Genomic DNA, 24,509 nt, shown 5'->3' with positions numbered 1-24,509 from the left:
TGGCGGGGCACCCCCGGACCCGTGTCCGGCGGACCCGGGTCCTGTCCTCGGACCGGGGTCGTCCGGCCGTTCGAAGACAGGACCTAGAGCCCCGGCACCGTCTTGCTGATGGCGGGGCCGAACGCCGCCAGCGGGCTCGCGTCATGGGCGTACGCCGCCGAGAGCGTCACCTCCACGTACGCCTTGCGGTACGTCGTGGTGAACCGCGGACCGGCGTCCTCGGGCTGCTCCAGCAGCCAGTTGACGCCGTTCGCCTCGGTGCCCTTCGCCATGGGGTCGTCCATCTTCGCGGGCCGGGGGACACCGCAGCGCAGTACGATCTCCCCGTCCCCCCATTCGGCGGTCAGTTCGGACTCGGGTCCGGAGTCGCCGCGGCCGAGTCCGGCAACGGTCCCCGGCAGCTCCCCGTGCAGCGCGCGGCAGTACGCCGCGGCTTGCGGGGACGGAGTGGGAACCGTGATCGACACCGCGGCGTCCGTCGAGGAACAGCCTGTCGCGGCCAGCAGTGAAGCGGCCACGGCCAGGCCGGGGAACACGGAGTGGCGGAATCGGCGCGATGAGGTCACCGGCCCAGCCTAGACGGGGACTACAGATGGACGACCGGGCAGGTCAGGGTTCGGGTGATGCCTTCCACCTGCTGGACCTTGGCGACCACCATGCGGCCCAGCTCGTCGACGGTGTCGGCCTTCGCGCGCACGATCACGTCGTACGGGCCGGTCACGTCCTCTGCCTGGATCACTCCCGGAACTCGGGAGATGGTCTCGGCGACGGTCGACGCCTTGCCCACCTCGGTCTGAATAAGGATGTACGCCTGTACCACGGAACCTCCAGGGCGGCCACGAGGATCATGCGGGGGAGAAAGGGACGCCACGGTATCGCGTCACCGCGTGCCACGGGGAGACCCGGGGGCCGTTGACACCCACCGCGTGGCGCGCACCAGACACAGGTTGACGTGTCTTTTGACACTACCGACAGCAGGGACGGCCCGCGACCGCGAGCGCAGCGGTCCGGAAGGGGACGGGACGGCGAGGGCCGGCGGAGCGGACTGCTCCCCGCCGCGGCGGCCGGTCCGGACCCCGGGAACCCGTCCGCCGAAGCAGCCCGGACGAGTGTCCGGCGCGACAGATGAGAGGTGAGACTCGGTGAAGGGAACCGTGGGCGAGTTGGGGGAGTTCGGGCTCATCAGGGAGCTCACGTCCCGGCTCACCACCACTCCGGCGGTACGGCTCGGCCCCGGCGACGACGCCGCGGTCGTGACCGCTCCCGACCGCAGGGTCGTGGCCAGTACGGACATCCTTTTGGAGGGGCGGCACTTCCGCCGCGACTGGTCGACCGCGTACGACGTCGGCCGCAAGGCCGCCGCCCAGAACCTCGCCGACATCGCCGCCATGGGCGCGGTGCCCACCGCGCTGCTCCTCGGTCTGGTCGTCCCGGCCGAACTCCCGGTCACCTGGGCCGGTGAACTGATGGACGGCATCCGTGACGAGTGCCAGGTCGCGGGCGCGGCCGTGGTCGGCGGGGACGTCGTACGGGGCGACACCATCACCGTCTCGATCACCGCCCTGGGCGACCTGCGCAACCATGAGCCGGTCACCCGGTCCGGGGCCCAGCCCGGCGACGTCGTCGCCGTCACCGGCTGGCTCGGCTGGTCCGCCGCCGGATACGCGGTCCTCTCCCGCGGCTTCCGCTCGCCCCGCGCCTTCGTCGAGGCCCACCGCCGCCCCGAGCCGCCCTACCACGCGGGCCCCGCGGCCGCCGGGCTCGGCGCCACCGCCATGACGGACGTGAGCGACGGGCTCGTCGCCGACCTCGGGCACATCGCCGAGGCCAGCAAGGTCCGGATCGATCTGCGGGCCGGGCTCATCGACATCCCCTCACAGATGTCCGACATCGGGCAGGCCGTCGGCGTCGACCCGCTCCAGTGGGTGCTGACCGGGGGAGAGGACCACGCGATCGTGGCCACCTTCCCGCCGGACGTGAAGCTGCCCGCCCGCTGGAAGGTGATCGGCGAGGTCCTCAACCCCTCCGTGCTGCCGCAGGTCACGGTCGACGGGGCGCCGTGGACCAGCAAGGGCTGGGACCACTTCGGCGACATCGAGGACGCCCAGTAGATTGCGGCGTATGCCGATACCCGTACCTCCCGCCGTACCCGCCCGTGTGCTCACCGTCGCCGGATCGGACTCCGGCGGCGGTGCGGGCATCCAGGCCGACCTGAAGACGATGCTCGCCCACGGCGTGCACGGGATGAGCGTGCTGACCGCCGTCACCGCCCAGAACTCCCTGGGGGTTCAGGGTGCCTGGGAGCTGCCCGCCGAGGCGGTGCGCGCCCAGTACCGCAGCGTGGTGGACGACATCGGGGTGCAGGCGGTCAAGACCGGGATGCTCTCCTCCGCCCTCCTGGTGGAGACGGTGGCCGAACTGCTCGCCGGCACCGGCGCCCCGGCCGTCGTCGACCCGGTCGGCGTCTCCAAGCACGGCGACCCGCTGCTCGCCGCCGAGGCCCTTGATTCCGTACGGACGAGACTGCTGCCGGCCGCCACCGTCGCCACCCCCAACCTGGACGAAGTGGCGCAACTCACCGGCATCCGCGTGACGGACGGACCCGGAATGCGCCGGGCCGCCGGCGCCCTGCTGGAATTCGGCCCGCGCTGGGTCGTCGTCAAGGGCGGACATCTGCCCGGCGACCCCGTCGACCTGCTGACCGACGGCACCGAGGAGCACTGGCTGCCCGCCGCCCGGCACGACAACCGCCACACCCACGGCACCGGCTGCACCCTCGCCTCCGCGATCGCCTGCGGACTGGCCCTGGGAGAGGACGTACCGGCGGCGGTGCGGAACGCGAAGAGCTACGTCACCGGGGCGATCGCGGCGGGATTCCCGCTCGGCGCCGGGATCGGCCCGGTCGACCACGGCTGGCGCCTCCGCACCGGCTGAGCGGACCGGAAGGACGGGGCGGGAGCACAGCAAAAAGCCGGTCCACCGAGGTGGACCGGCTTTTTGGGCAACCGGAAGGCTGCGCTACGACGGGAACGTCAGCGCGCGACCTTACCGGCCTTGATGCACGAGGTGCAGACGTTGAGCCGCTTCGGCGTCCGACCGACCACGGCACGCACGCGCTGGATGTTGGGGTTCCAGCGACGGGACGTACGGCGGTGCGAGTGCGAAATGTTGTTGCCGAAGCCCGGCCCCTTGCCGCAGACGTCGCAGTTGGCAGCCACGGGTCACTCCAAAGACTTCAGATGCACTTACAGTGAAATCCGGCGCGCCGGAATCAGGTGACTGAAGTGGCGGTACCGGAGGGATGGCCCGACTTTCATCGGGCAACCGAAGCAGCATACAACGACCGCTTCGACAGAACGAAACTACCACGGGTTCCACCGGTCCCCTCCCGCCCCCTGTCCCCGCCGGCTCCGGAGCCCGGGGCTACGCTGCCATCCAGCCGGCCGCCCACGGCCGCACCAGAGGAGGGCCGACCGGTGCCGCAGACCGCCGACGACATGGACGCCGTCGCGGTGCGTACCTGGTGCTCACTGGCGCTGGACGCGCTGGGCCGGGAACGCGAGGCGATCGACGCGATCAACGTGTACCCGGTCGCCGACGGCGACACCGGGACGAATCTCTACCTCACCCTGGAATCCGCCGCCGGGGCCGTCGAAGCGGTCTTCGCCGCCCACGAGACCGGCGCGAGTGCCCCCGACACCGCCGACGCGGTACGGGCCATGGCGCACGGCGCCCTGATCGGCGCCCGCGGCAACTCCGGCACGATCCTGGCCCAGCTGCTGCGCGGGATGGCCGGTGAGCTGGCCCTCGGCCACGACGCCGGCCACCTGCGCCGGGCCCTCGCGGTCGCCGCGGCCGCGGCCCGGCAGGCCGTCGCCCACCCCGTCGAGGGCACCGTGCTGACCGTCGCCGCCGCGGCCGCCGAAGCCGCCGCGCACACCGGGGACGGCGCCCGGACCGCCGAGGTCGCCCGCGCCGCGTACGACGGGGCGTGCGACGCCCTGGAGGCCACCCCCGCACAGCTCGCCGTCCTCGGCCGGGCGGGCGTCGTGGACGCCGGGGGGCGCGGACTGGTGGCGGTGCTCGGGGCGCTCGTCGAGGCGGTCGGCGGGCGGGCGCCCGCACCGGTCCGGGGGGCGGTGGCCGCCCTTCCGGTGCCCGCCCGGCCGGTGCCGGACGACTGCGCGGCGGCGGGCGGGCCCGCCTTCGAGGTGATCTACCTGCTGGAGGCGTCGGACGAGGCGGTGGACCGGCTGCGGGACCGGCTCGACGGACTCGGCGACTCGCTCGTGGTGGTGGGCGGCGACGGGCTGTGGAACGTCCATGTGCACGTCGACGACGCGGGCGCGGCCGTGGAGGCCGGGGTCGAGGCGGGACGCCCGTACCGCATCCGGATCACCCACTTCGGCGCGGACCGGGTACACCCCGCGACCGAGCCCGTGCAGCGCGCCGTCGTCGCGGTCGTCCCCGGCGAAGGGCTGCGCGGGCTGTGCGAGGAGGCCGGGGCCACGACCGTCCTGGCCCGCCCCGGCGAGCCCCCGGCCAGCGGCGAACTGGTCGACGCGATCCGCCGGGCGCACGCCCGCGAGGTGGTCCTGCTGCCCAACGACGCCGAGCTGCGCCACACCGCCGCCGCGGCCGCCGAGCAGGCCCGCGCGGAAGGGGTCAGGGTCGCCCTCGTCCCCACCCGGGCGGCCGTCCAGGGCATCGCGGCCCTCGCCGTCCACGAACCCGGCCGCAGCTTCGACGAGGACGTGGTGGCGATGACCGCGGCCGCCGGAGCCACCCGCTACGCCGAACTCGCCGTCGCCGAACGGCAGTCCTGGACCATGGCGGGCATCTGCCAGGCCGGGGACGTGCTCGGCCTGATCGACGGCGATGTCGCGGTCATCGGCAAGGACGTGGCGCAGACCGCCCGCGACGTGCTGGACCGGATGCTGGCTGCGGGCGGCGAACTGGTCACCCTGGTGCTGGGCGAGGACGTCCCCGGCTCCCTCGCGGACGCGCTGGAGGAGCACGTGCGCGAGGGGTATCTGGCGGTGGACACCATGGTCTACCGGGGCGGCCGCCGGAGCGCGCCGCTGCTCATCGGGGTCGAGTGACGGGTCCGGGGCCGCCCGGCGGACCGCCTCGCGCCCGGTGACGGGCGGTACTTGCCCCGTCCGCCGGGCCGCCTGGCGCCCGGTGACGGGCGGTACTTGCCCCGCCCGGCGGGCCGCCTCGCGCCCGGTGACGGGCGGTACTTCCCCCGCCCGCCGGGCCGCCTGGCGCCCGGCGACGCCCCGCGCTCCCGGACCGTCCCGCCCGCGCGGCGAGGGCCGTGGTGCGCGGGCCGGAGCGGGCCCGGTGGCTCCTGGTCCGGCCCGTGCCGGGGAGGCCCCCGGCCTGCGGTGGCGCCCTCGTACATCCGGGTAGGCGTGCGGCGCCCGCCGCCCGGTCACGCCGTGGGCGACGGCGGGGGTCCGGCGGCCGGTCCTACGCGCGGTCCGCGTAGCGCAGCAGGGCCTCGGCCTCCGCACGGCGTTCCTCGCCGGTCCCGTCCGGGGCCCCGCCGCTGTGGATCCCCAGGACGCGGCGGGCCCGCTCCCGGGCCGCGTCCGGGCGGCCCAGGTCGGCCTCCAGCCAGCCGGCCACCAGCTCGGCGGAGGTACGCAGCGGGTCGAAACCGTCGCCGGCCTCCGCGTAGAGGGCGACCGCCCGGTCCACGTACCCGAGGGCTTCCTCGTACTCCGGGGCCTCGCCCGGCTCGCCCGGGCAGGCGTGGGCGATCAGCTCACCGGTCTGGCGGTGGGTGTCCGCGAGTTCGGCGAGGAGCCGGGGCGCCTCCCCGGCCGCCCCTCGGACCAGCGCAGCCTCGCACTCCCGCACCGCCTCCGCCATGAACGCCCGCGCCGCCGCCGGGCCCGGCCGCCCCTCCCGGACCGCGATCCAGGCCCGCACCCGCAGGGTCCGTACCAGCGCCGGGACATCGCCGAGCCCCCGCCACAGCTCCCCGGCACGGGCGTACGCCAGCTCCGCCTCCGCGTCGAGACCGGCCCGGTACAGCGCCTGCGCGGCCAGGTTCGCCAGCATCGCGTGATCACGCTGGTCGGGCCAGCCACGGGCGATGTCCGCCGCCCGCAGCCAGTGCGCGGCGGCCTCCCGGGGCTCGCGCAGCGCGGTCAGCGCCTCGCCCAGCCACCACCGCGTCTGCACCACCGCGCCCTCGCCGTGCTCCTCGGCGGTGAGGTCGGGCAGCACCGCCTCCAGCACCGCCGCCGCCTCCGCCGCCCGGTCCAGCCGCAGCAGCCAGCCGCCCAGCAGATGCCGGGCGTGGGCCCCGAGCGTGGCGCTCTCGCCCGACTCGTCCGCCCAGTGCGCGGCGTCCAGCGCCTGCTCAGCCGCCTCGGTGAACTGCCCGCCCGCGGCGAGGATCTCGGCGAGCCGCAGATGCAGCCGGGCCCGGCCGCGCGCCGGGACGAACGGCGCCCCGTGCTCCAGCGCGGCCCGCGCCGCGGCCTCGGCCCGCTCGTACTCCTCCAGCTGGGCGGCGAGCCCGGCGGCCTTGGCCAGGCACTCCACCCCGTACCAGGGCAGCCCCGCCGCACCGGTCTCCGCGGCGGCCCGCTCGTACCGCTCCAGCGCGCCGTGCGCATCGCCCCGGAACGCCGCGACGTCGCCCAGCAGTTCCAGCCCCTCCGCGATCCGGGTGGCCACCCCGGCCTCGCCGCGCAGCGGTTCGGCGAACGCGAGGAGCGCCCGCGCCCCCTGTTCGAGCGCGGTGAGCGCCTGCCCGGCGGCCGTCTCGTCCGCGGCGTCCTCCACCGCCCGGCCCAGGATCCGCGCCCGGCACACCAGTACCGCGCTCGCCTGGCGGGCGGTGGCCGCCCCCTCGGCGTGCAGCGCCAGGACCCGCTCCAGGACCGGGGTGACCGAAGCCAGCGCCCCGTCCGCCCCGCCGGGCTCCAGCGCGCGGGCGTACCCGGCCCGGCCCGCCGCGGCGGCGGCCTCGCCCGGATCGTCCGCCGCGGCGTAGAGACGGGCGGCGGTCTCGAAGGCCTCGGCCGCCCCGGCGGGCTCCAGCGCGCCGTACATCGCCCGGTGGTCCTCGACGCACGCCCGGTCGTGGTCCGACAGCCCGGCCCCGCCCGTCTCCCCGGCCCGGGAGACGGCCGCCCAGGCGGCCCCGGCCCCGGGGTGCTGGGCATCGGAGAGGCGGCGCGCCTCGGCCAGCAGCGCGGCCAGGTCCACGGACGCCGGCTCCGGTGCCGGGGCGGCGGGTTCCGGGACCCGGGCCGGGGCAGCCGGCCGCCCGGCCCGTACCCCGAGCGGCAGCCGGTCCACCAGCGGCCGCAGCTCCAGGCGCTCGCGCACCAGGGTGCCCACCCGTCCGGTGCCGTTGCGCTCGTCGAACCGGGCGGCCAGCTCCAGCGCCCCGGCGCGGGCGTGGGCGGCCAGCGCGGCGGCCGTCCACCCGGTCCCGGCGGGGCCCGGCACCGGCTGCCCGCCGTGGCCCAGCGCGGTCAGCCGGTCCATCAGCAGCGCCGTGACCGCCAGATACTCCATCAGGCTCGCGGGGTTCCCGCTGTCGGTGAAGTACGAGGGCCGTTCCGCGAGGATCTCCAGGGCTCGCGCCTCGTTGCCGGTCAGGGCGCAGAACTCGATGTGCCGGGCCGTCGAGCCGCGCATGCTCTCCATCGGCCGGACCATCCGGTACCCGCGCAGATGATGGGCGCGGGCCGCTTCGGGCCGGCCGGTGCGCAGCAGCGGCAGCAGCGAGGCCGCCAGCACCGCGTGCGGCTCGTGGGCGCAGGTGTGCTCACCGTTCAGCACCGGTGCCCAGACCTCCAGCGCCTCGGCGTCCCGGCCGCGCTCGGCCAGCCAGTCGCCCTGGTCGTGCAGCTCGCAGGCGTGACAGTTGGCCATCCGGTCGCGGTCGGCGGCGCGCCAGGCCGCGTACGCCCGCTCGGCGCGCGGCAGATCGCCCAGATGCCGCGCGATCTCCAGCTCGCCCTGGCGCACGGCCCGCTCCGAGTGGCCCGCCAGCCGGTAGCGGCGCTCCATCTCGCCCTGCCACTTCTCGATGGCGGCGAGCGGGATGTGCGGCTGGTCGACCAGGGAGCCGGAGACCCACTTGAACATCCAGAACAGCCGGTACGCCGTGAACTCGTCGAAGTCGCCGGGCCGTTCGTCCCACAGGCGCAGCAGCCGCGCGAAGGGCACGAACATCTTGTCCCGCTCGGAGCTGTAGTTGTAGACCTCCAGCTGATGGACGAGCGCCTCGACCAACAACGCCGCCTCCCCGGACGACTCGGCCTCGGCGAGCAGCCGCTCCGCGCGGGCGTTGCGCGCAGGTCCCTCCGGCTCGCGGCCGTTCTCCGCCATGGCCCGGCGGATCGCACTGACGTCGGCGCTCATCGGCCGTCCTCCTGGGGGTCCGAAGGGGAGTGTCCTGGCGGTACGGGAGGTGCGGCCCACTCCAGCAGGCCGAGGAACGCCCGGTTCAGCAGCGCCGAGTCGGCCGGGCGCAGCGGGCGCTGCGCCATCAGCAGCGCCTGCCCGTACAGTGCCTCCGTCGCCGTCCCGGCCAGTTCCGCGGAGCCGAGCGAACCGATTCTGCGGACCAGCGGGTTGAGATGGTTCAGCACCAGCCGGGCGCGCGGCGCACTGCCCCGCAGTGAGCCGAGGATGCCCGCCCACAACTCGTCGGCCTGCCCCTCGGCCTCCGTCCGGGCCCGCTCGTGGCGGGCCGAACGGTCGTCGAGGTGGAGCGCGGGCACGGTCAGCGGATGGAAGGCGCGCAGCGCCACGTCGCAGCCCAGCGGGTCCAGCCGGGCCCGGGCCGCGGCGAGGAACGCGCCCAGCGCCAGCTCCTGCTCCGGGTCCACGGAGTCCAGGTGCGCGGTGACGGTGTCGGCGTCCAGCTCCGCGACCACCGCCCCGGGGCGGGCCCCGGGCAGCCGCTCGACCAGCTCGGCGTCGTACGTGTAGCCGCCGTTGACCACCCCGATGCCCTGCGCGGAGGCGATCGGCGCGACCTGCCGGAACTCCTCCACGGTCCGGGTGAAGTGCACCACCGGGTGGCGCCGGGCGAACTCCTCCAGCGACAGCCGCCCGTCCGTCGTCTCGAACGGCAGCCACGGCAGCATCGTGCGCAGCATCGCCCCGTCGTGCCGGGCGAGCGACTTCACCCCCAGGTGGTGCACGGCCAGGAACTCCCCGAGCCGCTCCGGATCGCCCGCGGCCAGGCCGGTCAGCCACTGCCTGATCCGCTCGCCGAGCGCCTCCCGGACGGCGGCCAGGGTCTCGTCCGCGTACAGCGACTCCCGCGAGGCGGTGGGGCGCAGGCTGTCCGTGTCCACGACACAGCGGACGAAGAACGCCCAGTCGGGCAGCAGCTCGTCGGCCCGGTCGGTCAGCAGCATCCCCTTCAGGTGCACCCGGTGACCGGCCCGCTGCGCCGGGCTCACGGCGGACGGCAGTACGTAGGCGACGCCGCGGACCCCGGCGAGCGGCAGGTCCAGCCCGATCGCGTCCAGCGGGGTGAAGCCGAACAGCTCGTGGCAGTGGCGGGCCAGCGCCACCCGGCGGGCGGCCGGGCCCGGGTAGGGGCGGTCCCACGGCGCCGGCAGATCGGTGACCGGCACCTCGCCCACCCGTACGTCGTACGGCAGCAGCGAGCCGAAGTCGCGGGCCAGGGCGAGCACCCGCTCCTCGGCGAGCCACTCCCCGCTGCCGGGCCGCGCGGTCAGGTGCACGGTGGTGCCCGGCTCCGGCCGCGCGTCGTTAGGCAGCGTCCGGACGGTGTACGAGCCGTCGTCGCGGGCACACCACTCCACGGGCGACGCGCCCGGCGTACGCGCCGAACGGCTCACCACCCGGATCTCGGCCGCGACGACGAAACAGGCCAGCAGCCCGATCCCGAACCGGCCGAGGAAGTCGGCGCGCGCCGAGGCGATACCCGCCTCTCCGTCGCGTTTGGAGCTGCGGCCGATCGTGGCGAGCAGGCCGTGCACATCGGCCTCGGTCAGGCCGATCCCGCTGTCCTCGATCCGCAGCCGCCCGCCGTCCGCGTACAGCCGTATCCGGGCGGGCGGGTCGTGCTGCTCGGCGCGGCGGGCCGTGATCGCGTCCACGGCGTTCTGGAGCAGTTCGCGCAGGTAGACGCGGGGAGAGGAGTAGAGATGGTGGGAGAGGAGGTCGACCAGTCCCCGCAGGTCCACCTGGAAGGTGTGCGGCGAGCGGCCGGCGGGGAAGTCGGACTGCTCCGACCGGTCGGAGTTTTCGGGGGACGCGGAGTTCGCTGAGGTCTCGGATGCCATCGTCGCAGCGCCGGTGGGGGGTACTTGCGACAGCGCGGGTCGGGCGATCCCGTGCGCGGGGACCGCGAGCCGGAGGTGTGGGAGCCGACCTTAGCGGTGCGGCGACGGTGGTGACCAGGGGATTCCCGGGTTCCGGGTGGTGGCGGCCGGACGGTTGTCAGTGATGTGGTGTGCAATGGACCGCGTGTCTGCGTTCGACGAACCCCTCAAGAAGCTGCTCGGCGGCGCCACCGCCAAGGTGATGGCCGAACACCTCGACCTGCACACGGTCGGTGATCTGCTCCATCACTACCCGCGGCGGTACGAGGAGCGCGGCCGGCTCACGGCCCTGTCCGACCTTCCGCTGGACGAGCACGTGACGGTGGTCGCGCAGGTCGCCGAGGCCCGGGTCCTGACGTTCAACAACGGCCGCGGCAGGCGCCTCGAAGTGACCCTCACCGACGGCCACGGCCGCCTCCAGCTGGTCTTCTTCGGGCACGGCGTCCACAAGCCGCACAAGGAGCTGCTGCCCGGCAGACGGGCGATGTTCGCGGGCAAGGTCTCCGTCTTCAACCGGAAGATGCAGCTGGCCCACCCCACGTACCAGCTGCTCGACGCCGAGGGGGACGGGGACAGCGAGGCGGTGGACGCCTTCGCCGGGCGGCTGCTGCCGATCTACCCCGCCTGCAAGCAGATCGACTCGTGGCGGATCGCCAAGGCGGTCGACACGGTGCTGCCGAGCGCCCAGGAGGCAGTCGACCCGCTGCCGCCGGGGCTGCGCGAGGGCCGCGGCCTCACCTCGCTGCCCGAGGCACTGCTCAGGGTGCACCGTCCGCAGACCAAGGCGGACATCGCGCAGGCCAGGGACCGGCTCAAATGGGACGAGGCCTTCGTCCTCCAGGTCGCGCTGGCCCGCCGCAGATACGCCGACACCCAGCTTCCGGCGGCGCCCCGCAGGCCCGCCCCGGGCGGACTGCTCGACGCCTTCGACGCCAAACTGCCCTTCACCCTCACCGAGGGGCAGCAGAAGGTCTCCGGAGAGATCTTCGGCGACCTCGCGACCGAGCACCCGATGCACCGGCTCCTGCAGGGCGAGGTCGGCTCCGGCAAGACCATGGTCGCCCTGCGCGCCATGCTCGGCGTCGTCGACGCGGGCGGACAGGCCGCCATGCTCGCGCCCACCGAGGTGCTCGCCCAGCAGCACCACCGGTCCATCACGGAGATGATGGGGGAGCTGGCCGAGGGCGGACTGCTCGGCGGCAGCGAACAGGGTACGAAGGTGGTGCTGCTCACCGGCTCGATGGGCACCGCCGCCCGCCGCCGGGCCCTGCTCGACCTGGTCACCGGCGAGGCCGGGATCGTGATCGGCACCCACGCCCTGATCGAGGACAAGGTGAAGTTCCACGACCTGGGCCTGGTCGTCGTCGACGAGCAGCACCGCTTCGGCGTGGAGCAGCGCGACGCCCTGCGTTCCAAGGGCAAACAGCCGCCGCACCTGCTGGTCATGACCGCCACCCCCATTCCCCGTACGGTCGCCATGACCGTCTTCGGCGACCTGGAGACCTCCGTCCTGGACCAGCTCCCGGCGGGCCGCTCGCCGATCGCGAGCCATGTGGTCCCCGCCAAGGACAAGCCGCATTTCCTCGCCCGGGCCTGGGAGCGGGTGCGCGAGGAGGTCGAGGGCGGACACCAGGCGTACGTGGTCTGCCCCCGCATCGGCGACGACGCCGAGGACGAGACGGCGGGGAGGAAGAAGCCGAAGCAGGCCGCCGAGGACGAGGGCGAGAAGCGTCCCCCGCTGGCCGTGCTGGAGATCGCCGAACAGCTCGCCAAGGGCCCGCTGGCCGGACTCCGCGTCGAGGTCCTGCACGGCAGGATGAACCCGGAGGACAAGGACGACGTGATGCGCCGCTTCGCCGCGGGCGGGGTCGACGTCCTGGTCGCCACCACCGTCATCGAGGTCGGGGTCAACGTCCCCAACGCCACCGCCATGGTGATCATGGACGCCGACCGCTTCGGGGTCTCCCAGCTGCACCAGCTGCGCGGCCGGGTCGGCCGCGGCTCCGCCCCCGGGCTCTGCCTGCTGGTGACCGAGGCCCACGAGGCGTCCCCGGCCCGCGCCCGGCTCTCCGCCGTCGCCGCCACGCTCGACGGCTTCGAGCTCTCCCGGATCGACCTCGAGCAGCGCCGCGAGGGCGATGTCCTCGGCCAGGCCCAGTCCGGGGTCCGCTCCTCGCTGCGGATGCTCACCGTCATCGACGACGAGGAGGTCATCGCCGCCGCCCGCGAGGAGGCGGTCGCGACCGTCGCCGCCGATCCGGAGCTGGCCGGCCTGCCCGAACTGCGCACGGCGCTGGACGCCCTGCTGGACAAGGAGCGCGAGCAGTACCTCGACAAGGGCTGACGCCCGGCGGGACGGGTGGGCGGGCCCGACCGGCCGCCACGCCATATCGTGGTGGCACGGCGCCGCGGCACCCCGCGGGCCGCCCACGAACCGAGGACCAGACACCCATGACCCGCGTGATCGCCGGCTCGGCCGGCGGACGCCGCCTGGCCGTGCCGCCCGGCACCGGCACCCGCCCCACCTCCGACCGGGCGCGCGAGGGCCTCTTCTCCACCTGGGAAGCCCTGCTCGGCACCCTGGAGGGCATCCGGATCGCCGACCTGTACGCGGGCTCCGGTGCCGTCGGCCTGGAGGCGCTCTCCCGCGGCGCGGCCCACGCCCTGCTCGTCGAGGCCGACGCCAGGGCCGTGCGGACCGTCCGCGACAACGTCCGCACGCTCGGCCTGCCCGGCGCCGAGGTCCGCACCGGCAAAGCGGAACAGATCGTGACGGGACCGGCACCGGCCGAACCGTACGACGTGGTCTTCCTGGACCCGCCGTACGCCGTCACCGACGACGATCTTGGCGAGATACTGGTCACACTCCGTGCTCAGGGGTGGCTCACCGGCGATGCCCTCGTCACCGTGGAACGCAGCACCAGAGGCGGAGAATTCGGCTGGCCGCATGGATTCGAACCCCTGCGGGCCCGGCGCTACGGCGAAGGCACGCTTTGGTACGGTCGCGCCGCCTCTACGTGCGAAGACGCACGATGACCGGACCGGAGAGGGAGGGAATCACATTGCGCCGCGCCGTCTGTCCGGGGTCGTTCGACCCCATCACCAACGGACACCTCGACATCATCGGCCGTGCCTCGAAGCTGTACGACGTCGTACATGTCGCGGTGATGATCAACCAGTCCAAGAAGGGCCTGTTCGCCGTCGACGAGCGGATCGACCTGATCGAGCAGGTCACCGCGGAGTTCGGCAACGTCCGGGTCGAGGCCTTCCACGGCCTCCTGGTCGACTTCTGCAAGCAGCGCGAGATCCCGGCGATCGTGAAGGGCCTGCGGGCCGTCAGCGACTTCGACTACGAGCTCCAGATGGCCCAGATGAACAATGGCCTGTCCGGCGTCGAGACACTCTTCGTGCCGACCAATCCCACCTACAGCTTCCTCTCGTCCTCCCTGGTCAAGGAAGTCGCCACCTGGGGCGGCGACGTCTCCCACCTGCTCCCGCCGGTGGTCCAGGAGGCCCTCACCGAGCGCCTCGCCCGGGACCGATGAGCTGACGAGCCGTCAGCAGGTGTCGGGCGGGCGCCGACTGGCCGTACAGTCGTCCCGTCCGTCTCCAATCGGCTGTAGAGAGTGGCGAGCACACGGTGGACGTGCAGAAGAAGCTCGACGAGATCGTCGAAGTCGTCGGGAACGCCCGGTCGATGCCCATGTCGGCTTCGTGCGTGGTCAACCGCGCCGACCTGCTGGCGATGCTCGAAGAGGTGCGCGACGCGCTGCCCGGCTCGCTCGCCCACGCCCAGGAGCTCATCGGCGGCCGGGAGCAGCTGGCCGAGCAGGCCCGCCAGGAGGCCGAGCGGATCATCGAGGCCGCCCGCGCCGAGCGCACCTCGCTGATCGCCGGGACCGAGATCGCCCGGCAGTCCCAGGGCGAGGCCGACCGCATCCTGGAGGAGGCCCGCCGGGAGGCCGCCGAGGTCCGCGCCGAGGCCGACGAGTACGTCGACAGCAAGCTCGCCAACTTCGAGGTCGTCCTCACCAAGACCATCGGCTCCGTGGACCGGGGCCGCGAGAAGCTCCTCGGCCGCGGCACCCCCTTCGACGAGCAGGGCTACGAGGACCCCGACTTCGCCGAGGCCCCCGAGCGCAGCACCGACCCGGCCACCCTCCAGCGCCGGGCCGACGAGTACGTCGACGCCAAGTTCGGCGCCTTCGAGGCGGTGCTGGCCAAGACCCTGGAGGCGGTCGGCCGCGGCCGGCAGAAGCTGCACGGTCGCATCCCCACCGACGACCTCGGCGCGCACGTGGCCGCCCAGGACGCGGCGGGCGGCCGCCCGCGCATGAGTGACGAGGACCACTGGGCCGGGCTCGCCGAGCTCGCCACCCCGGAGCCCGCGCCGGCGCACCAGCAGCCCCCGCAGCAGTTCCCCGCCCAGGCCCAGCCGTCCTACGCGGAGAGCTACGGCTACCAGGAGCAGCCCCAGGCGCCCCAGCAGGACGCCTACGGCTACCAGCAGCAGCCGGACCCGTACGCCGCCTATCAGCAGCAGGGGTACGACCAGGGCCAGGCCCAGATGCCGGTCGCCCAGGGCTACGAGGGCTGGCAGCAGCCCGTACAGCCCCAGCAGGCCCTGCCGGAGCAGGCCGGGGGCGCCCTCGACGAGACCAGCCTCTTCGACACCAGCATGATCGACCTGGACCAGCTCCGCCGGTACGAGCAGGGGCGCTGACCGGACGCCGACCGGACGGCGGCGGGCCGGGAGAGGCGGACGGCCCGGGCGGAGGGCCGGGCGGCCCGGATTGGGAGCTGGGCGACACGTCCAGTATCCTGGCTCTTCGGTCGCGCGTACCTCCGCGCTCCCCGCTGCCCGCTTCGACTCCGAAGCCGGGCGGCCATCCCCCCGATGTGCGCTGCACATGATCGCGAAAGCAGGAAAAGCCCTGAACGGCCACCTCGACCACCGAAACCCCCTCGTGTTCGACACGCACGAGCTGGGACGGCGTCCCGGTGCCCTCCAGCGGCTCTCCCGCACGGTGGACGCACCCGGTCCGCCCGCGGTCCTCGGCATCGACGGGGTCATCGGTGTGCCGGAAGGTGCGCCCGTGGAGCTGGACCTCCGCCTCGAATCGGTCATGGAAGGGGTGCTTGTCACAGGCACCGCCCGTGCGTCGACCGAGGGGGAGTGCGTAAGGTGTCTGGAGCCGCTGCGCCTTGAGGTCGTGGCGGACTTCCAGGAGATGTTCTCGTACCCTGACGCCGATGACCGGGGCCGCCCCAGGGCGGAACCGGCCGACGACGCCGAGGACGACGAGGACAGGCTCTTCGTCGAGGACGGCTTGTTCGACCTCGAACCAGTGCTGCGCGATGCGGTGGTGCTCGCACTGCCGATGCAGCCGGTGTGCCGGGAGTCCTGTGCCGGTCTGTGCTCCGAATGCGGAGTCAGGCTGGACGAGAACCCCGATCATCACCACGACGCCGTCGACATCCGTTGGGCGGCATTGCAGGGACTCGCCGAGACCGTTCAGGACGGCGAGAAGGACAACATGGGCGGCGCCGATGCGGGCGTCGACGAGAAGCAGGAGAAGTAGCCGTGGCTGTTCCGAAGCGGAAGATGTCGCGCAGCAACACGCGCCACCGCCGGTCGCAGTGGAAGGCTGCGGTCCCCACCCTGGTTTCGTGCGAGCGTTGCCAGGAGCCGAAGCTGCAGCACATCGCGTGCCCCAGCTGCGGCACGTACAACAAGCGCCAGGTCCTCGAGGTCTGAGCGGCTGGTGAGAGGCCCGATGTCTGAGTTGTCCCATGCCAAGAAGAAGGCAGACAACGTCAACACAGCCTCGTCCCACACGCTTCTGGAAGGGCGGCTCGGGTATCGACTCGAGACCGCCCTTCTGGTGCGTGCGCTGACCCATCGCTCGTACGCGTACGAGAACGGCGGCCTGCCCACCAACGAGCGGCTCGAATTCCTCGGGGATTCGGTGCTCGGCCTGGTGGTCACGGACACGCTGTACCGCACCCACCCCGACCTGCCCGAAGGCCAGCTGGCCAAGTTGCGGGCCGCGGTGGTCAACTCGCGTGCGCTTGCGGAAGTGGGCCGCGGCCTCGAACTCGGCTCCTTCATCCGGCTCGGCCGGGGTGAAGAGGGCACGGGAGGCCGGGACAAGGCGTCCATCCTCGCCGACACCCTTGAAGCGGTGATCGGCGCGGTCTATCTCGACCAGGGCCTCAGCGCGGCCTCGGAGCTGGTACACCGGCTCTTCGACCCGCTGATCGACAGGTCCTCGAACCTCGGTGCCGGCCTGGACTGGAAGACCAGTCTCCAGGAGCTCACCGCCGGCGAGAGTCTCGGAGTCCCCGAGTACATCGTCACGGAGACCGGCCCGGACCACGAGAAGACCTTTACTGCTGCTGCTCGCGTCGGTGGTGTCTCGTACGGCACCGGCACCGGCCGTAGCAAGAAGGAAGCGGAGCAGCAGGCGGCGGAGTCCGCCTGGCGCGGGATCAGCGCCGCCGCGGAGCAGCGGACGGCAGCGGCGAAGGCCGCGGCCGACGCGGGGACCACCGAGGTCCCCGCGGACCCGCCGTCCACGGACGCGGCTCCCGCCTGAGGCGAGGCAACCCCCGGTGCCAGGTGCACCGGGGGTTTCTTCCTGTCCGGAACCCGTAGTCCCATCCACCCCTCACCAGGAGCGTCATCGTGCCCGAGCTGCCCGAGGTCGAAGTCGTACGGCGTGGTCTTGAGCGCTGGGTCACCGGCCGCACCGTCGCCGGGGCCGAGGTGCTGCACCCGCGCGCGATCCGCCGCCACCCGGGCGGCGGCGCGGATTTCGCGGCCCGGCTCGCCGGTGTCCGTTTCGGTACGGCGATGCGGCGCGGCAAGTACCTCTGGATTCCGCTGGACGACGAGTCCGCCTCGCTCCTGGGCCATCTCGGCATGAGCGGCCAGCTGCTCGTGCAGCCCGAGGACGCGCCGGACGAGAAGCACCTGCGGGTCCGTATCCGTTTCGACGACGCCCTCGGCACCGAGCTCCGCTTCGTCGACCAGCGGACCTTCGGCGGGCTCTCGCTCCACGACAACACCCCCGACGGGCTGCCGGACACCATCGCGCACATCGCCCGCGACCCCCTGGACCCGGCGTTCGACGAAGCCGCCTTCCACACGGCCCTGCGGCTGCGCCGCACCACGATCAAGCGCGCCCTGCTCGACCAGTCACTGATCAGCGGCGTCGGCAACATCTACGCGGACGAGGCGCTCTGGCGCAGCAGGCTGCACTACGACCGGCCGACCGCGACCCTCACCCGCCCCAGGTCGGCCGAGCTGCTCGGCCACGTCCGCGACGTGATGAACGCCGCACTCGACCAGGGCGGCACCAGCTTCGACAGCCTCTACGTCAACGTGAACGGCGAGTCCGGCTACTTCGACCGCTCCCTCGACGCCTACGGCCGCGAGGACGAGCCCTGCCACCGCTGCGGCACCCCGATCCGCCGCCGTCCCTGGATGAACCGCTCCAGCTACTACTGCCCCCGCTGCCAGCGCCCGCCCCGCCCGACCGCCTGAGCGGTCACGGGCCGGGACGGTCCCGCGCGCTGCGGGCGGGGGAGGAGCCGCGGGAACCCTGGCCGTCGCGCGCGACGGCCTCGTAGTCTCGCGGCCATGGAATGGACAGCGTTGGTCGCCACGTTGGTCGGTGCGCTGATCGGGGTGGGCAGCACGCTCGCCACGGACCGGGCGCGTTGGCGGCGGGAAACGGGCGAGCGCGACCGGGAGACCCTGCGCACGGTGTCCGCCCAGTTCCTGGAAGCCCTGACCGAGGCGCGCGACACGATAAGCGACGCGAGCCGGTCGGGGCACCTGCCGGCGGACGAGCGGGCCGAACTCGCGCGCGCCGCCACGCTGACCCACGGCGTGCACGCGAAGCAGTACCAACTGGAGCTGCTGGCCGCCCCGGAAGTGGGCCGGATCGCCAGGGACGCCTCGTACCGCCTGCTCCTCTACCGGGACGTGGTGGTGGCCGGACATCTGCGCGACGACCCCGAGTGCGCCGAGGCGCGGCGTGCGTTCAGAGAGGCCCGGCAGAGCCTCATGACCGCCATGAGAACCGCGCTCACGCGGCCCTGAGGAGAGCCCCGCCGATGTCTCCTGCCGGTGGCCCCTGCCGGGGGAACGGCCGGACGGCCGACGGCCGGGGCGGCCGGGTCAGAAGCCGAATTCCTGGGTCCACCAGGGGCCGCCGGAGGCGAAGTGGACGCCGAGGCCGAAGGTCTTGTAGTCGCAGTTGAGGATGTTGGCACGGTGGCCCGGGCTGTTCATCCAGGCGGTCATCACGGCCTGTGCGTTCGCCTGGCCGCGGGCTATGTTCTCGGCGGCCAGGCCCCGGACGCCGGCCTTCGAGGCGCGGTCCCAGGGGGAGCGGCCGTCGGGGTCGGTGTGGTCGAAGAAGCCGCGGGCGGCCATGTCCTCGCTGTAGTTCTGGGCCAGTGAGGCGAGCGGGGAGCTGGCGGTCAGCGGGCTGCAGCCGACCTTCGCGCGTTCCTGGTTGACCAGTGCGAGCACGGCGGCCCGGGTGCCGGTGACGGCGGAGCTCCGGGCGGTGGGGGCGCTCGACCTCGGTGTGGTGGAGTGCTCGGGGGCGGCCGGGGCAGTGGTCCGCACCGCGGCGGGCTTCGAGGCGGGGGCGGAGGGCTTCTTCCGCGCCTCGGCGGACGATTTCGGCTTCGACGCCGACGGGGTGGCGGAGGGGGATTTCGTGGGTGCCCGGCCGTGCGCGGGGGCGCCCGACCGGCCGGTGCCCCGGTCGGCGGCCGTGGTGCCGCGCTCGGCCGGGGTGCCGGACCCGCCCTGGGCCCGGGTGTCGGGGGAGCTGTCGGCTCGTACCCGGTCGGCGGCGCCACCGCCGATCGTGAGGGTGTCGCCTCCGGGTATCAGCCCCGAGCTCATCGCCACGGCTCCCACCGCGAGCGCCGCGGAGACACCGACCATTCCCGTACGGACGGACGCCCCGGACCGCTTTCTGCGGTGCCCGCTCTGCCGGGAATCCGCACCCTCCGCCCCGTGCTCGTCGGTGGCCGGAGTGACGGCGGAGCGACGATGGCGTCCCATCTGCTGAGCCCTTCTGAGGTCCGGACGCCTCTTCCGGCGCCACCGGTCTTAACCCGTTCGGGTGAGTCTATTGGGTGCGGACTGTACGCCATGGACATGCGGAGGGATGTGCTCCGAGGGCGGCCCGCCGGTTAGCGTTCGGCCATGGACGAAGACGTCATGAACGAGGACGTACGGCTCACCGCCTGGGTGCGCGGCCAGGTGCAGCGGGTCGGATTCCGCTGGTTCACCAGGGAGAACGCGCTGGAGATCGGCGGCCTCACCGGCTTCGCGCTCAACCTGGACGACGGACGGGTACAGGTCGTCGCCGAGGGGCGGCGGCGGGACTGCGAGCGGCTGCTGGACTGGCTGCGCTCGGCCGACACACCCGGACGTGTGGACGGCGTCACTGAGATATGGGACACCCCGCGCGGCGGTTACGAGGGCTTCGCCATCCGCTGACCACGGCCCGTGCCGGAGATGCGGAACGCCCCGTGTTCGGACCGTGTTCGATAAGGGGCGAGGGGTTGTCGGGCGGCCCGGTCGTCACCGTACACATGAAATGACCTGCGGAATGTTCAGATGGTTGCCAAGATCCGGCCGACGTGCCAGGCTGCCGCAGTAAGGATGATCTCCACGCCCCGCCGGGCCCCGCAGGAGAGACGCGCCGCATGATCATCGGGCCGCGCACCGCGGGATGCCCGCCTCAGCCGGGCGTGATCGTGTTGACCGTCAAACTTTTTGGTGAGACTCTGAAATCCCCGCGCACCTTAGCTGTTTGGCAGAGCTGTTCGGCAGCAGGACAGCAGTGACGACAGAGCAATGCCGAGCACCGCGGGTGCGATTCCCTCACGACCCACACCGCATCGGTCGGTCACTCAGTGTGGAGGACCATCCATCATGGCAAAGGCGCTTCTCGGTTACGTCGGCGGTTCCGACCCGCGACTCCTCGCCGAGATGCGACGGCTCCAGCAGCGCGTCCAGGACCTCGAATCCGAGCTCGTACGGATTCAGGACGAGAACGACGCGCTGACCGCCGCCGCCCAGCACCAAGAGTCGCTGCTCGACAGCATCGACATCGACGTACCTCAGGCGGAGCCGGCGCTGACCTGACCGAAGGCCTTCAGGGCCGGTCGGGCTCGCACGCGTCAGTCGTCGGAGAACATCACCCGGATCGTCTCCGGAAAACCGTCGGATCATTGAAGATCACTGCTCTTGGTCTGTCACTTCCGTGACATGCCGTTGATCCGCCATGCGCAGTTGCATCGGAACCAGAACCACCTGCACCGGAACCACCGCGCGTAACACCGCACAAGATTTACCAAAGGGGCGCTCCGGCGTCCCTTCTTTCTTTTCCCCGGACCCTTCCGCCGGATCCGTGTCCGGCGGCGATTCCGCCCGGACCCGCGCGGCTCCCGCCCCCCGGCGTACCCCTTCTCTTAACGTCTGATGTGCCCTGCACCTTCATGGGTGAAACCGAGAGTGAAAGGTAGAGTCGGGCGGCGTGCATCTCAAGGCCCTGACCCTGCGTGGTTTCAAGTCGTTCGCCTCCGCCACGACGCTCCGCTTCGAACCCGGCATCACCTGCGTCGTCGGACCCAATGGCTCCGGCAAATCCAATGTGGTGGACGCGCTCTCCTGGGTCATGGGGGAACAGGGCGCCAAATCCCTGCGCGGCGGCAAGATGGAGGACGTGATCTTCGCCGGAACCACCGGGCGTCCTCCGCTCGGCCGGGCCGAGGTGTCACTGACCATCGACAATTCCGACGGCGCGCTGCCCATCGAGTACGCCGAGGTGACGATCACTCGGATCATGTTCCGCAACGGCGGCAGCGAATACCAGATCAATGGCGACACCTGCCGGCTCCTGGACATCCAGGAACTCCTCTCGGACTCCGGTATCGGCCGTGAGATGCACGTCATCGTCGGTCAGGGCCGGCTCGACTCGGTGCTCCACGCCGACCCGGCGGGCCGCCGCGCCTTCATCGAGGAGGCCGCGGGCGTCCTCAAACACCGCAAACGCAAGGAGAAGGCGCTGCGGAAACTGGACGCGATGGGGGCCAACCTGGCCCGCGTCCAGGACCTCACCGACGAACTGCGGCGGCAGCTGAAGCCGCTCGGCCGCCAGGCCGCCGTGGCGCGGCGGGCCGCCGTCATCCAGGCCGACCTGCGCGACGCCAGACTGCGGCTGCTCGCCGACGACCTGGTCGTGCTGCGTACCGCGCTGCGCGACGAGATCGCCGACGAGGCCGCGCTCAAGCAGCGCCGCGAGGCCGCGGAGGCGGAGCTCGAGGCGGCGCTCGGCCGCGAGGCGGAGCTGGAGGGGGAGGTGCGGCGCCTCGCCCCACGGCTCCAGCGGGCCCAGCAGACCTGGTACGAGCTGTCCCAGCTGGCCGAGCGGGTACGAGGCACGATCTCGCTGGCCGACGCCCGGGTGACGAGCGCCTCCGCGCCCGTGGAGGAGGAGCGGCGCGGCCGCGACCCCGAGGACATGGAGCGGGAGGCCGCCCGGATCCGCGAGCAGGAGGCGGAACTGACCGCCGCGCTCACCGCCGCCGAGCACGCACTGGAGGACACCGCGTCCCACCGTGCCGAGCTGGAGCGGGAGTTGGCGGCCGAGGAGCGTCGGCTCAAGGACGCCGCCCGCGCCATCGCCGACCGCCGCGAGGGGCTCGCCCGGCTCACCGGCCAGGTTAACGCCGCACGCGGCCGGGCCGCTTCGGCGCAGGCCGAGATCGACCGGCTGGCCGCCGCCCGGGACGAGGCGCGGGAGCGGGCCGTCGCCGCCCAGCAGGAGTACGAGCAGCTGAAGGCCGAGGTGGCGGGCCTGGACGCCGGGGACCAGGAACTCGGCGAGCGGCACGACACCGCCCGGCGGGAGCTGGCCGAGGCGGAAGCGGCGCTCACCACGGCCCGGGAGACGGCCACCACCGCGGAGCGGAAGCGGGCGGCGGTGGCGGCCCGCCACGAGGCGCTGGCCCTCGGGCTGCGCCGCAAGGACGGCACGGGCGCGCTGCTCGGGGCGCGGGACCGGCCCGCCGGGCTGCTCGGTCCGGCCGCGGAACTCCTGACCGTGGCGCCGGGGTACGAGGTGGCCGTGGCGGCGGCGCTGGGTGCGGCGGCGGACGCGGTCGCGGCGACCGGCCCGGCCGCGGCGGCGGAGGCCGTCCGGCTGCTGCGCAAGCAGGACGCGGGGCGGGCCGCGCTGCTCCTGGGCGGGGTGCGGGCCGGGGCGCCGGAGCCGGTGCCCGCCCCCGCCGTCACCACGGAGGCGGGGCCGCCCGCCGTGGCCGATCTGGTCGGCGGGCCCGCCGGACTGCTGGGCGCGGTGCGCCGGCTGGTGCGGGACATGGTGGTCGTCCCCACCCTGGAGGACGCCGAGGACCTCGTCGAGGGGCACCCGGAGCTGACGGCCGTGACCGCCGAGGGCGACATCCTCTCGGCGCACTTCGCGCACGGCGGTTCCGCCGGTGCGCCGAGCCTCCTCGAAGTGCAGGCGTCGGTCGACGAGGCCGCCGCCCAGCTGGAGGAGCTGGCCGTGCGGTGCGCGGAGTCGGCCGAGGCGCAGCGGATCGCCGGGGAGCGGCGCCGGGCCGCAGCCGGGCTGGCCGAGGAGCTGGGGGAGCGGCGCCGGGCCGCCGAGCGGGAGAAGTCCGGGGTCTCCCAGCAGCTGGGGCGGCTGGCCGGGCAGGCCCGGGGCGCGGCGGGCGAGGCCGAGCGGATGACCGCCTCCGCCGCCCGCGCCCAGGAGGCCCTGGACCGGGCGGTCGAGGAGGCCGAGGAGCTGGCCGAGCGGCTGCTCGTCGCCGAGGAGACCCCGGTGGCCGAGGAGCCGGACACCTCCGTACGGGACCGGCTCGCCGCCGACGGGGCCAACGCCCGCCAGACCGAGATGGAGGCCCGCCTCCAGGCCCGTACCCATGAGGAGCGGGTCAAGGCGCTCGCGGGCCGGGCCGACTCCCTGGACCGGGCCGCCCGCGCCGAGCGCGAGGCCCGGACCCGCGCCGAGCGCCGCCGGGCCCGCCGCCGCCACGAGGCCGAGGTCGCCTCCGCCGTGGCCTCCGGCGCCCGCCAGCTCCTCGCCCACGTCGAGGTCTCCGTCGTACGGGCCGAGCGGGAGCGGGCCGTGGCCGAGGCGGCGAAGGGCGAGCGGGAGCGGGAACTGGCGGCGGAGCGCGGCCGGGGCCGTGAACTCAAGGGCGAGCTGGACAAGCTCACCGACTCCGTCCACCGGGGGGAGGTGCTCGGCGCCGAGAAGCGGCTGCGGATCGAACAGCTGGAGACGAAGGCGCTGGAGGAGCTGGGCATCGAGCCCGCCGGGCTGACCGCCGAGTACGGCCCCGACCAGCTCGTACCGCCGTCACCGGCCGAGGCGGGCGAGGAGCTGCCCGAGGACCCGGACCATCCGCGCAACAGGCCGAGGCCGTTCGTCCGGGCCGAGCAGGAGAAACGGCTGAAGGCGGCCGAACGGGCGTACCAGCAGCTCGGAAAGGTGAATCCGCTCGCCCTGGAGGAGTTCTCGGCGCTGGAGGAGCGGCACCAGTTCCTCTCCGAGCAGCTGGCGGACCTGAAGAAGACCCGGACCGATCTGGTCCAGGTCATCAAGGAGGTCGACCAGCGGGTCGAGCAGGTGTTCACGGAGGCGTACCGGGACACGGCCCGCGAGTTCGAGGGCGTCTTCTCGCGGCTCTTCCCGGGCGGCGAGGGCCGGCTCGTCCTCACCGACCCGGAGAACATGCTCGCGACCGGGGTGGACGTCGAGGCGCGGCCGCCCGGCAAGAAGGTCAAGCGGCTCTCGCTGCTCTCCGGCGGCGAGCGCTCGCTCACGGCGGTGGCGCTGCTGGTCTCCATCTTCAAGGCCCGACCGAGCCCGTTCTACGTGATGGACGAGGTCGAGGCGGCGCTCGACGACACCAACCTCCAGCGGCTGATCCGGATCATGGAGGAGCTCCAGGAGAGCTCGCAGCTCATCGTGATCACGCATCAGAAGCGGACGATGGAGGTCGCCGACGCGCTGTACGGCGTATCGATGCAGGGCGACGGCGTCTCCAAGGTGATCAGCCAGCGGCTGCGCTGAGCCCGTTCCCGGCCCCCGTTCC

General features: G+C 73.4%; 21 protein-coding genes. 15 read left to right on the top strand and 6 right to left on the bottom strand.

Features of this window, described 5'->3' with window-relative positions:
• Positions 1-83: 83 nt before the first annotated feature.
• On the bottom strand, positions 84-566 hold the full coding sequence (locus tag ACFCV8_RS11525; RefSeq protein ID WP_376685096.1) for a DUF3515 domain-containing protein: 483 nt from the start codon (positions 564-566) through the stop codon (positions 84-86).
• 20 nt (positions 567-586) lie between these two features.
• Positions 587-820 carry an Lrp/AsnC family transcriptional regulator gene (locus ACFCV8_RS11520; RefSeq protein ID WP_376685095.1) on the bottom strand — a complete coding sequence of 78 codons (234 nt, stop codon included), beginning with the start codon at positions 818-820 and terminating at the stop codon, positions 587-589.
• 322 nt (positions 821-1,142) lie between these two features.
• On the opposite strand from ACFCV8_RS11520, the gene ACFCV8_RS11515 reads away from it, so the two are divergent.
• The gene (locus tag ACFCV8_RS11515; RefSeq protein ID WP_376685094.1) at positions 1,143-2,111 is read left to right on the top strand and encodes a thiamine-phosphate kinase; all 969 of its coding nucleotides are present in this window, start codon (positions 1,143-1,145) and stop codon (positions 2,109-2,111) included.
• Positions 2,112-2,121: 10 nt separating this feature from the next.
• Positions 2,122-2,934, top strand: a complete 813-nt coding sequence (gene thiD, locus ACFCV8_RS11510) for a bifunctional hydroxymethylpyrimidine kinase/phosphomethylpyrimidine kinase (protein ID WP_376685093.1) — start codon at positions 2,122-2,124, stop codon at positions 2,932-2,934.
• Positions 2,935-3,032: 98 nt separating this feature from the next.
• Here the strand turns inward: thiD and rpmB are convergent, their stop codons facing one another.
• Positions 3,033-3,218: a 50S ribosomal protein L28 gene (gene rpmB / locus ACFCV8_RS11505; protein WP_030928661.1), complete on the bottom strand. Its 186-nt coding sequence runs from the start codon at positions 3,216-3,218 to the stop codon at positions 3,033-3,035.
• Between the two features lie 258 nt (positions 3,219-3,476).
• Here rpmB and ACFCV8_RS11500 point away from each other — a divergent pair, with 258 nt between their 5' ends.
• Positions 3,477-5,102 carry a DAK2 domain-containing protein gene (locus ACFCV8_RS11500; RefSeq protein ID WP_376685092.1) on the top strand — a complete coding sequence of 542 codons (1,626 nt, stop codon included), beginning with the start codon at positions 3,477-3,479 and terminating at the stop codon, positions 5,100-5,102.
• 373 nt (positions 5,103-5,475) lie between these two features.
• Here ACFCV8_RS11500 and ACFCV8_RS11495 read toward each other — a convergent pair whose 3' ends face one another.
• A complete protein-coding gene (locus ACFCV8_RS11495; RefSeq protein ID WP_376685091.1) occupies positions 5,476-8,397 on the bottom strand; it encodes a tetratricopeptide repeat protein in 2,922 nt (973 codons plus the stop codon).
• The gene (locus ACFCV8_RS11490) at positions 8,394-10,301 is read right to left on the bottom strand and encodes an HSP90 family protein (RefSeq protein ID WP_376685090.1); all 1,908 of its coding nucleotides are present in this window, start codon (positions 10,299-10,301) and stop codon (positions 8,394-8,396) included. Before ACFCV8_RS11490 ends, ACFCV8_RS11495 begins: the two co-directional genes overlap by 4 nt.
• Before the next feature lie 175 nt (positions 10,302-10,476).
• Here ACFCV8_RS11490 and recG point away from each other — a divergent pair, with 175 nt between their 5' ends.
• The 9 genes from recG (at position 10,477) to ACFCV8_RS11445 (ending at position 18,450) form a co-directional block, all read left to right on the top strand.
• Positions 10,477-12,684 (top strand): ATP-dependent DNA helicase RecG, encoded by a 2,208-nt coding sequence (gene recG / locus ACFCV8_RS11485; protein ID WP_376685089.1) that lies wholly within the window; start codon positions 10,477-10,479, stop codon positions 12,682-12,684.
• Positions 12,685-12,791: 107 nt separating this feature from the next.
• Positions 12,792-13,376, top strand: coding sequence for a 16S rRNA (guanine(966)-N(2))-methyltransferase RsmD (gene rsmD / locus ACFCV8_RS11480; RefSeq protein ID WP_376685088.1), 585 nt, complete (start codon positions 12,792-12,794; stop codon positions 13,374-13,376).
• Between the two features lie 26 nt (positions 13,377-13,402).
• A complete protein-coding gene (coaD, locus tag ACFCV8_RS11475) occupies positions 13,403-13,885 on the top strand; it encodes a pantetheine-phosphate adenylyltransferase (protein WP_376685109.1) in 483 nt (160 codons plus the stop codon).
• A gap of 95 nt (positions 13,886-13,980) precedes the next feature.
• Positions 13,981-15,063, top strand: a complete 1,083-nt coding sequence (locus tag ACFCV8_RS11470) for an ATP synthase F0 subunit B (RefSeq protein WP_376685087.1) — start codon at positions 13,981-13,983, stop codon at positions 15,061-15,063.
• Between the two features lie 187 nt (positions 15,064-15,250).
• Entirely contained in the window at positions 15,251-15,922 is a 672-nt protein-coding gene (locus ACFCV8_RS11465) for a DUF177 domain-containing protein (RefSeq protein ID WP_376685086.1), read from the top strand.
• 2 nt (positions 15,923-15,924) lie between these two features.
• Complete coding sequence (gene rpmF, locus ACFCV8_RS11460) at positions 15,925-16,098, top strand: 50S ribosomal protein L32 (protein ID WP_003965982.1); 174 nt, start codon at positions 15,925-15,927, stop codon at positions 16,096-16,098.
• A gap of 19 nt (positions 16,099-16,117) precedes the next feature.
• A complete protein-coding gene (gene rnc, locus ACFCV8_RS11455) occupies positions 16,118-16,939 on the top strand; it encodes a ribonuclease III (RefSeq protein WP_376685085.1) in 822 nt (273 codons plus the stop codon).
• Between the two features lie 89 nt (positions 16,940-17,028).
• Positions 17,029-17,889, top strand: a complete 861-nt coding sequence (gene mutM, locus ACFCV8_RS11450; RefSeq protein ID WP_376685084.1) for a bifunctional DNA-formamidopyrimidine glycosylase/DNA-(apurinic or apyrimidinic site) lyase — start codon at positions 17,029-17,031, stop codon at positions 17,887-17,889.
• Between the two features lie 96 nt (positions 17,890-17,985).
• Positions 17,986-18,450 carry a hypothetical protein gene (locus tag ACFCV8_RS11445; protein WP_376685083.1) on the top strand — a complete coding sequence of 155 codons (465 nt, stop codon included), beginning with the start codon at positions 17,986-17,988 and terminating at the stop codon, positions 18,448-18,450.
• Between the two features lie 78 nt (positions 18,451-18,528).
• Here ACFCV8_RS11445 and ACFCV8_RS11440 read toward each other — a convergent pair whose 3' ends face one another.
• Positions 18,529-19,431 (bottom strand): CAP domain-containing protein, encoded by a 903-nt coding sequence (locus tag ACFCV8_RS11440; RefSeq protein WP_376685082.1) that lies wholly within the window; start codon positions 19,429-19,431, stop codon positions 18,529-18,531.
• A gap of 159 nt (positions 19,432-19,590) precedes the next feature.
• On the opposite strand from ACFCV8_RS11440, the gene ACFCV8_RS11435 reads away from it, so the two are divergent.
• The 3 genes from ACFCV8_RS11435 to smc all read left to right on the top strand — a co-directional run bounded on the left by ACFCV8_RS11435 (position 19,591) and on the right by smc (position 24,487).
• The gene (locus ACFCV8_RS11435; protein WP_376685108.1) at positions 19,591-19,872 is read left to right on the top strand and encodes an acylphosphatase; all 282 of its coding nucleotides are present in this window, start codon (positions 19,591-19,593) and stop codon (positions 19,870-19,872) included.
• Between the two features lie 438 nt (positions 19,873-20,310).
• Positions 20,311-20,523, top strand: coding sequence for a hypothetical protein (locus tag ACFCV8_RS11430; protein ID WP_352276296.1), 213 nt, complete (start codon positions 20,311-20,313; stop codon positions 20,521-20,523).
• A gap of 391 nt (positions 20,524-20,914) precedes the next feature.
• Positions 20,915-24,487 (top strand): chromosome segregation protein SMC, encoded by a 3,573-nt coding sequence (gene smc, locus ACFCV8_RS11425; RefSeq protein WP_376685081.1) that lies wholly within the window; start codon positions 20,915-20,917, stop codon positions 24,485-24,487.
• The last annotated feature ends 22 nt before the right edge of the window (positions 24,488-24,509 follow it).

The sequence above is a fragment of the Streptomyces sp. NPDC056347 genome (assembly GCF_042262625.1).
Classification (GTDB): Bacteria; Actinomycetota; Actinomycetes; order Streptomycetales; family Streptomycetaceae; genus Streptomyces.
This window is presented reverse-complemented; position numbering and strand designations above follow the sequence as displayed.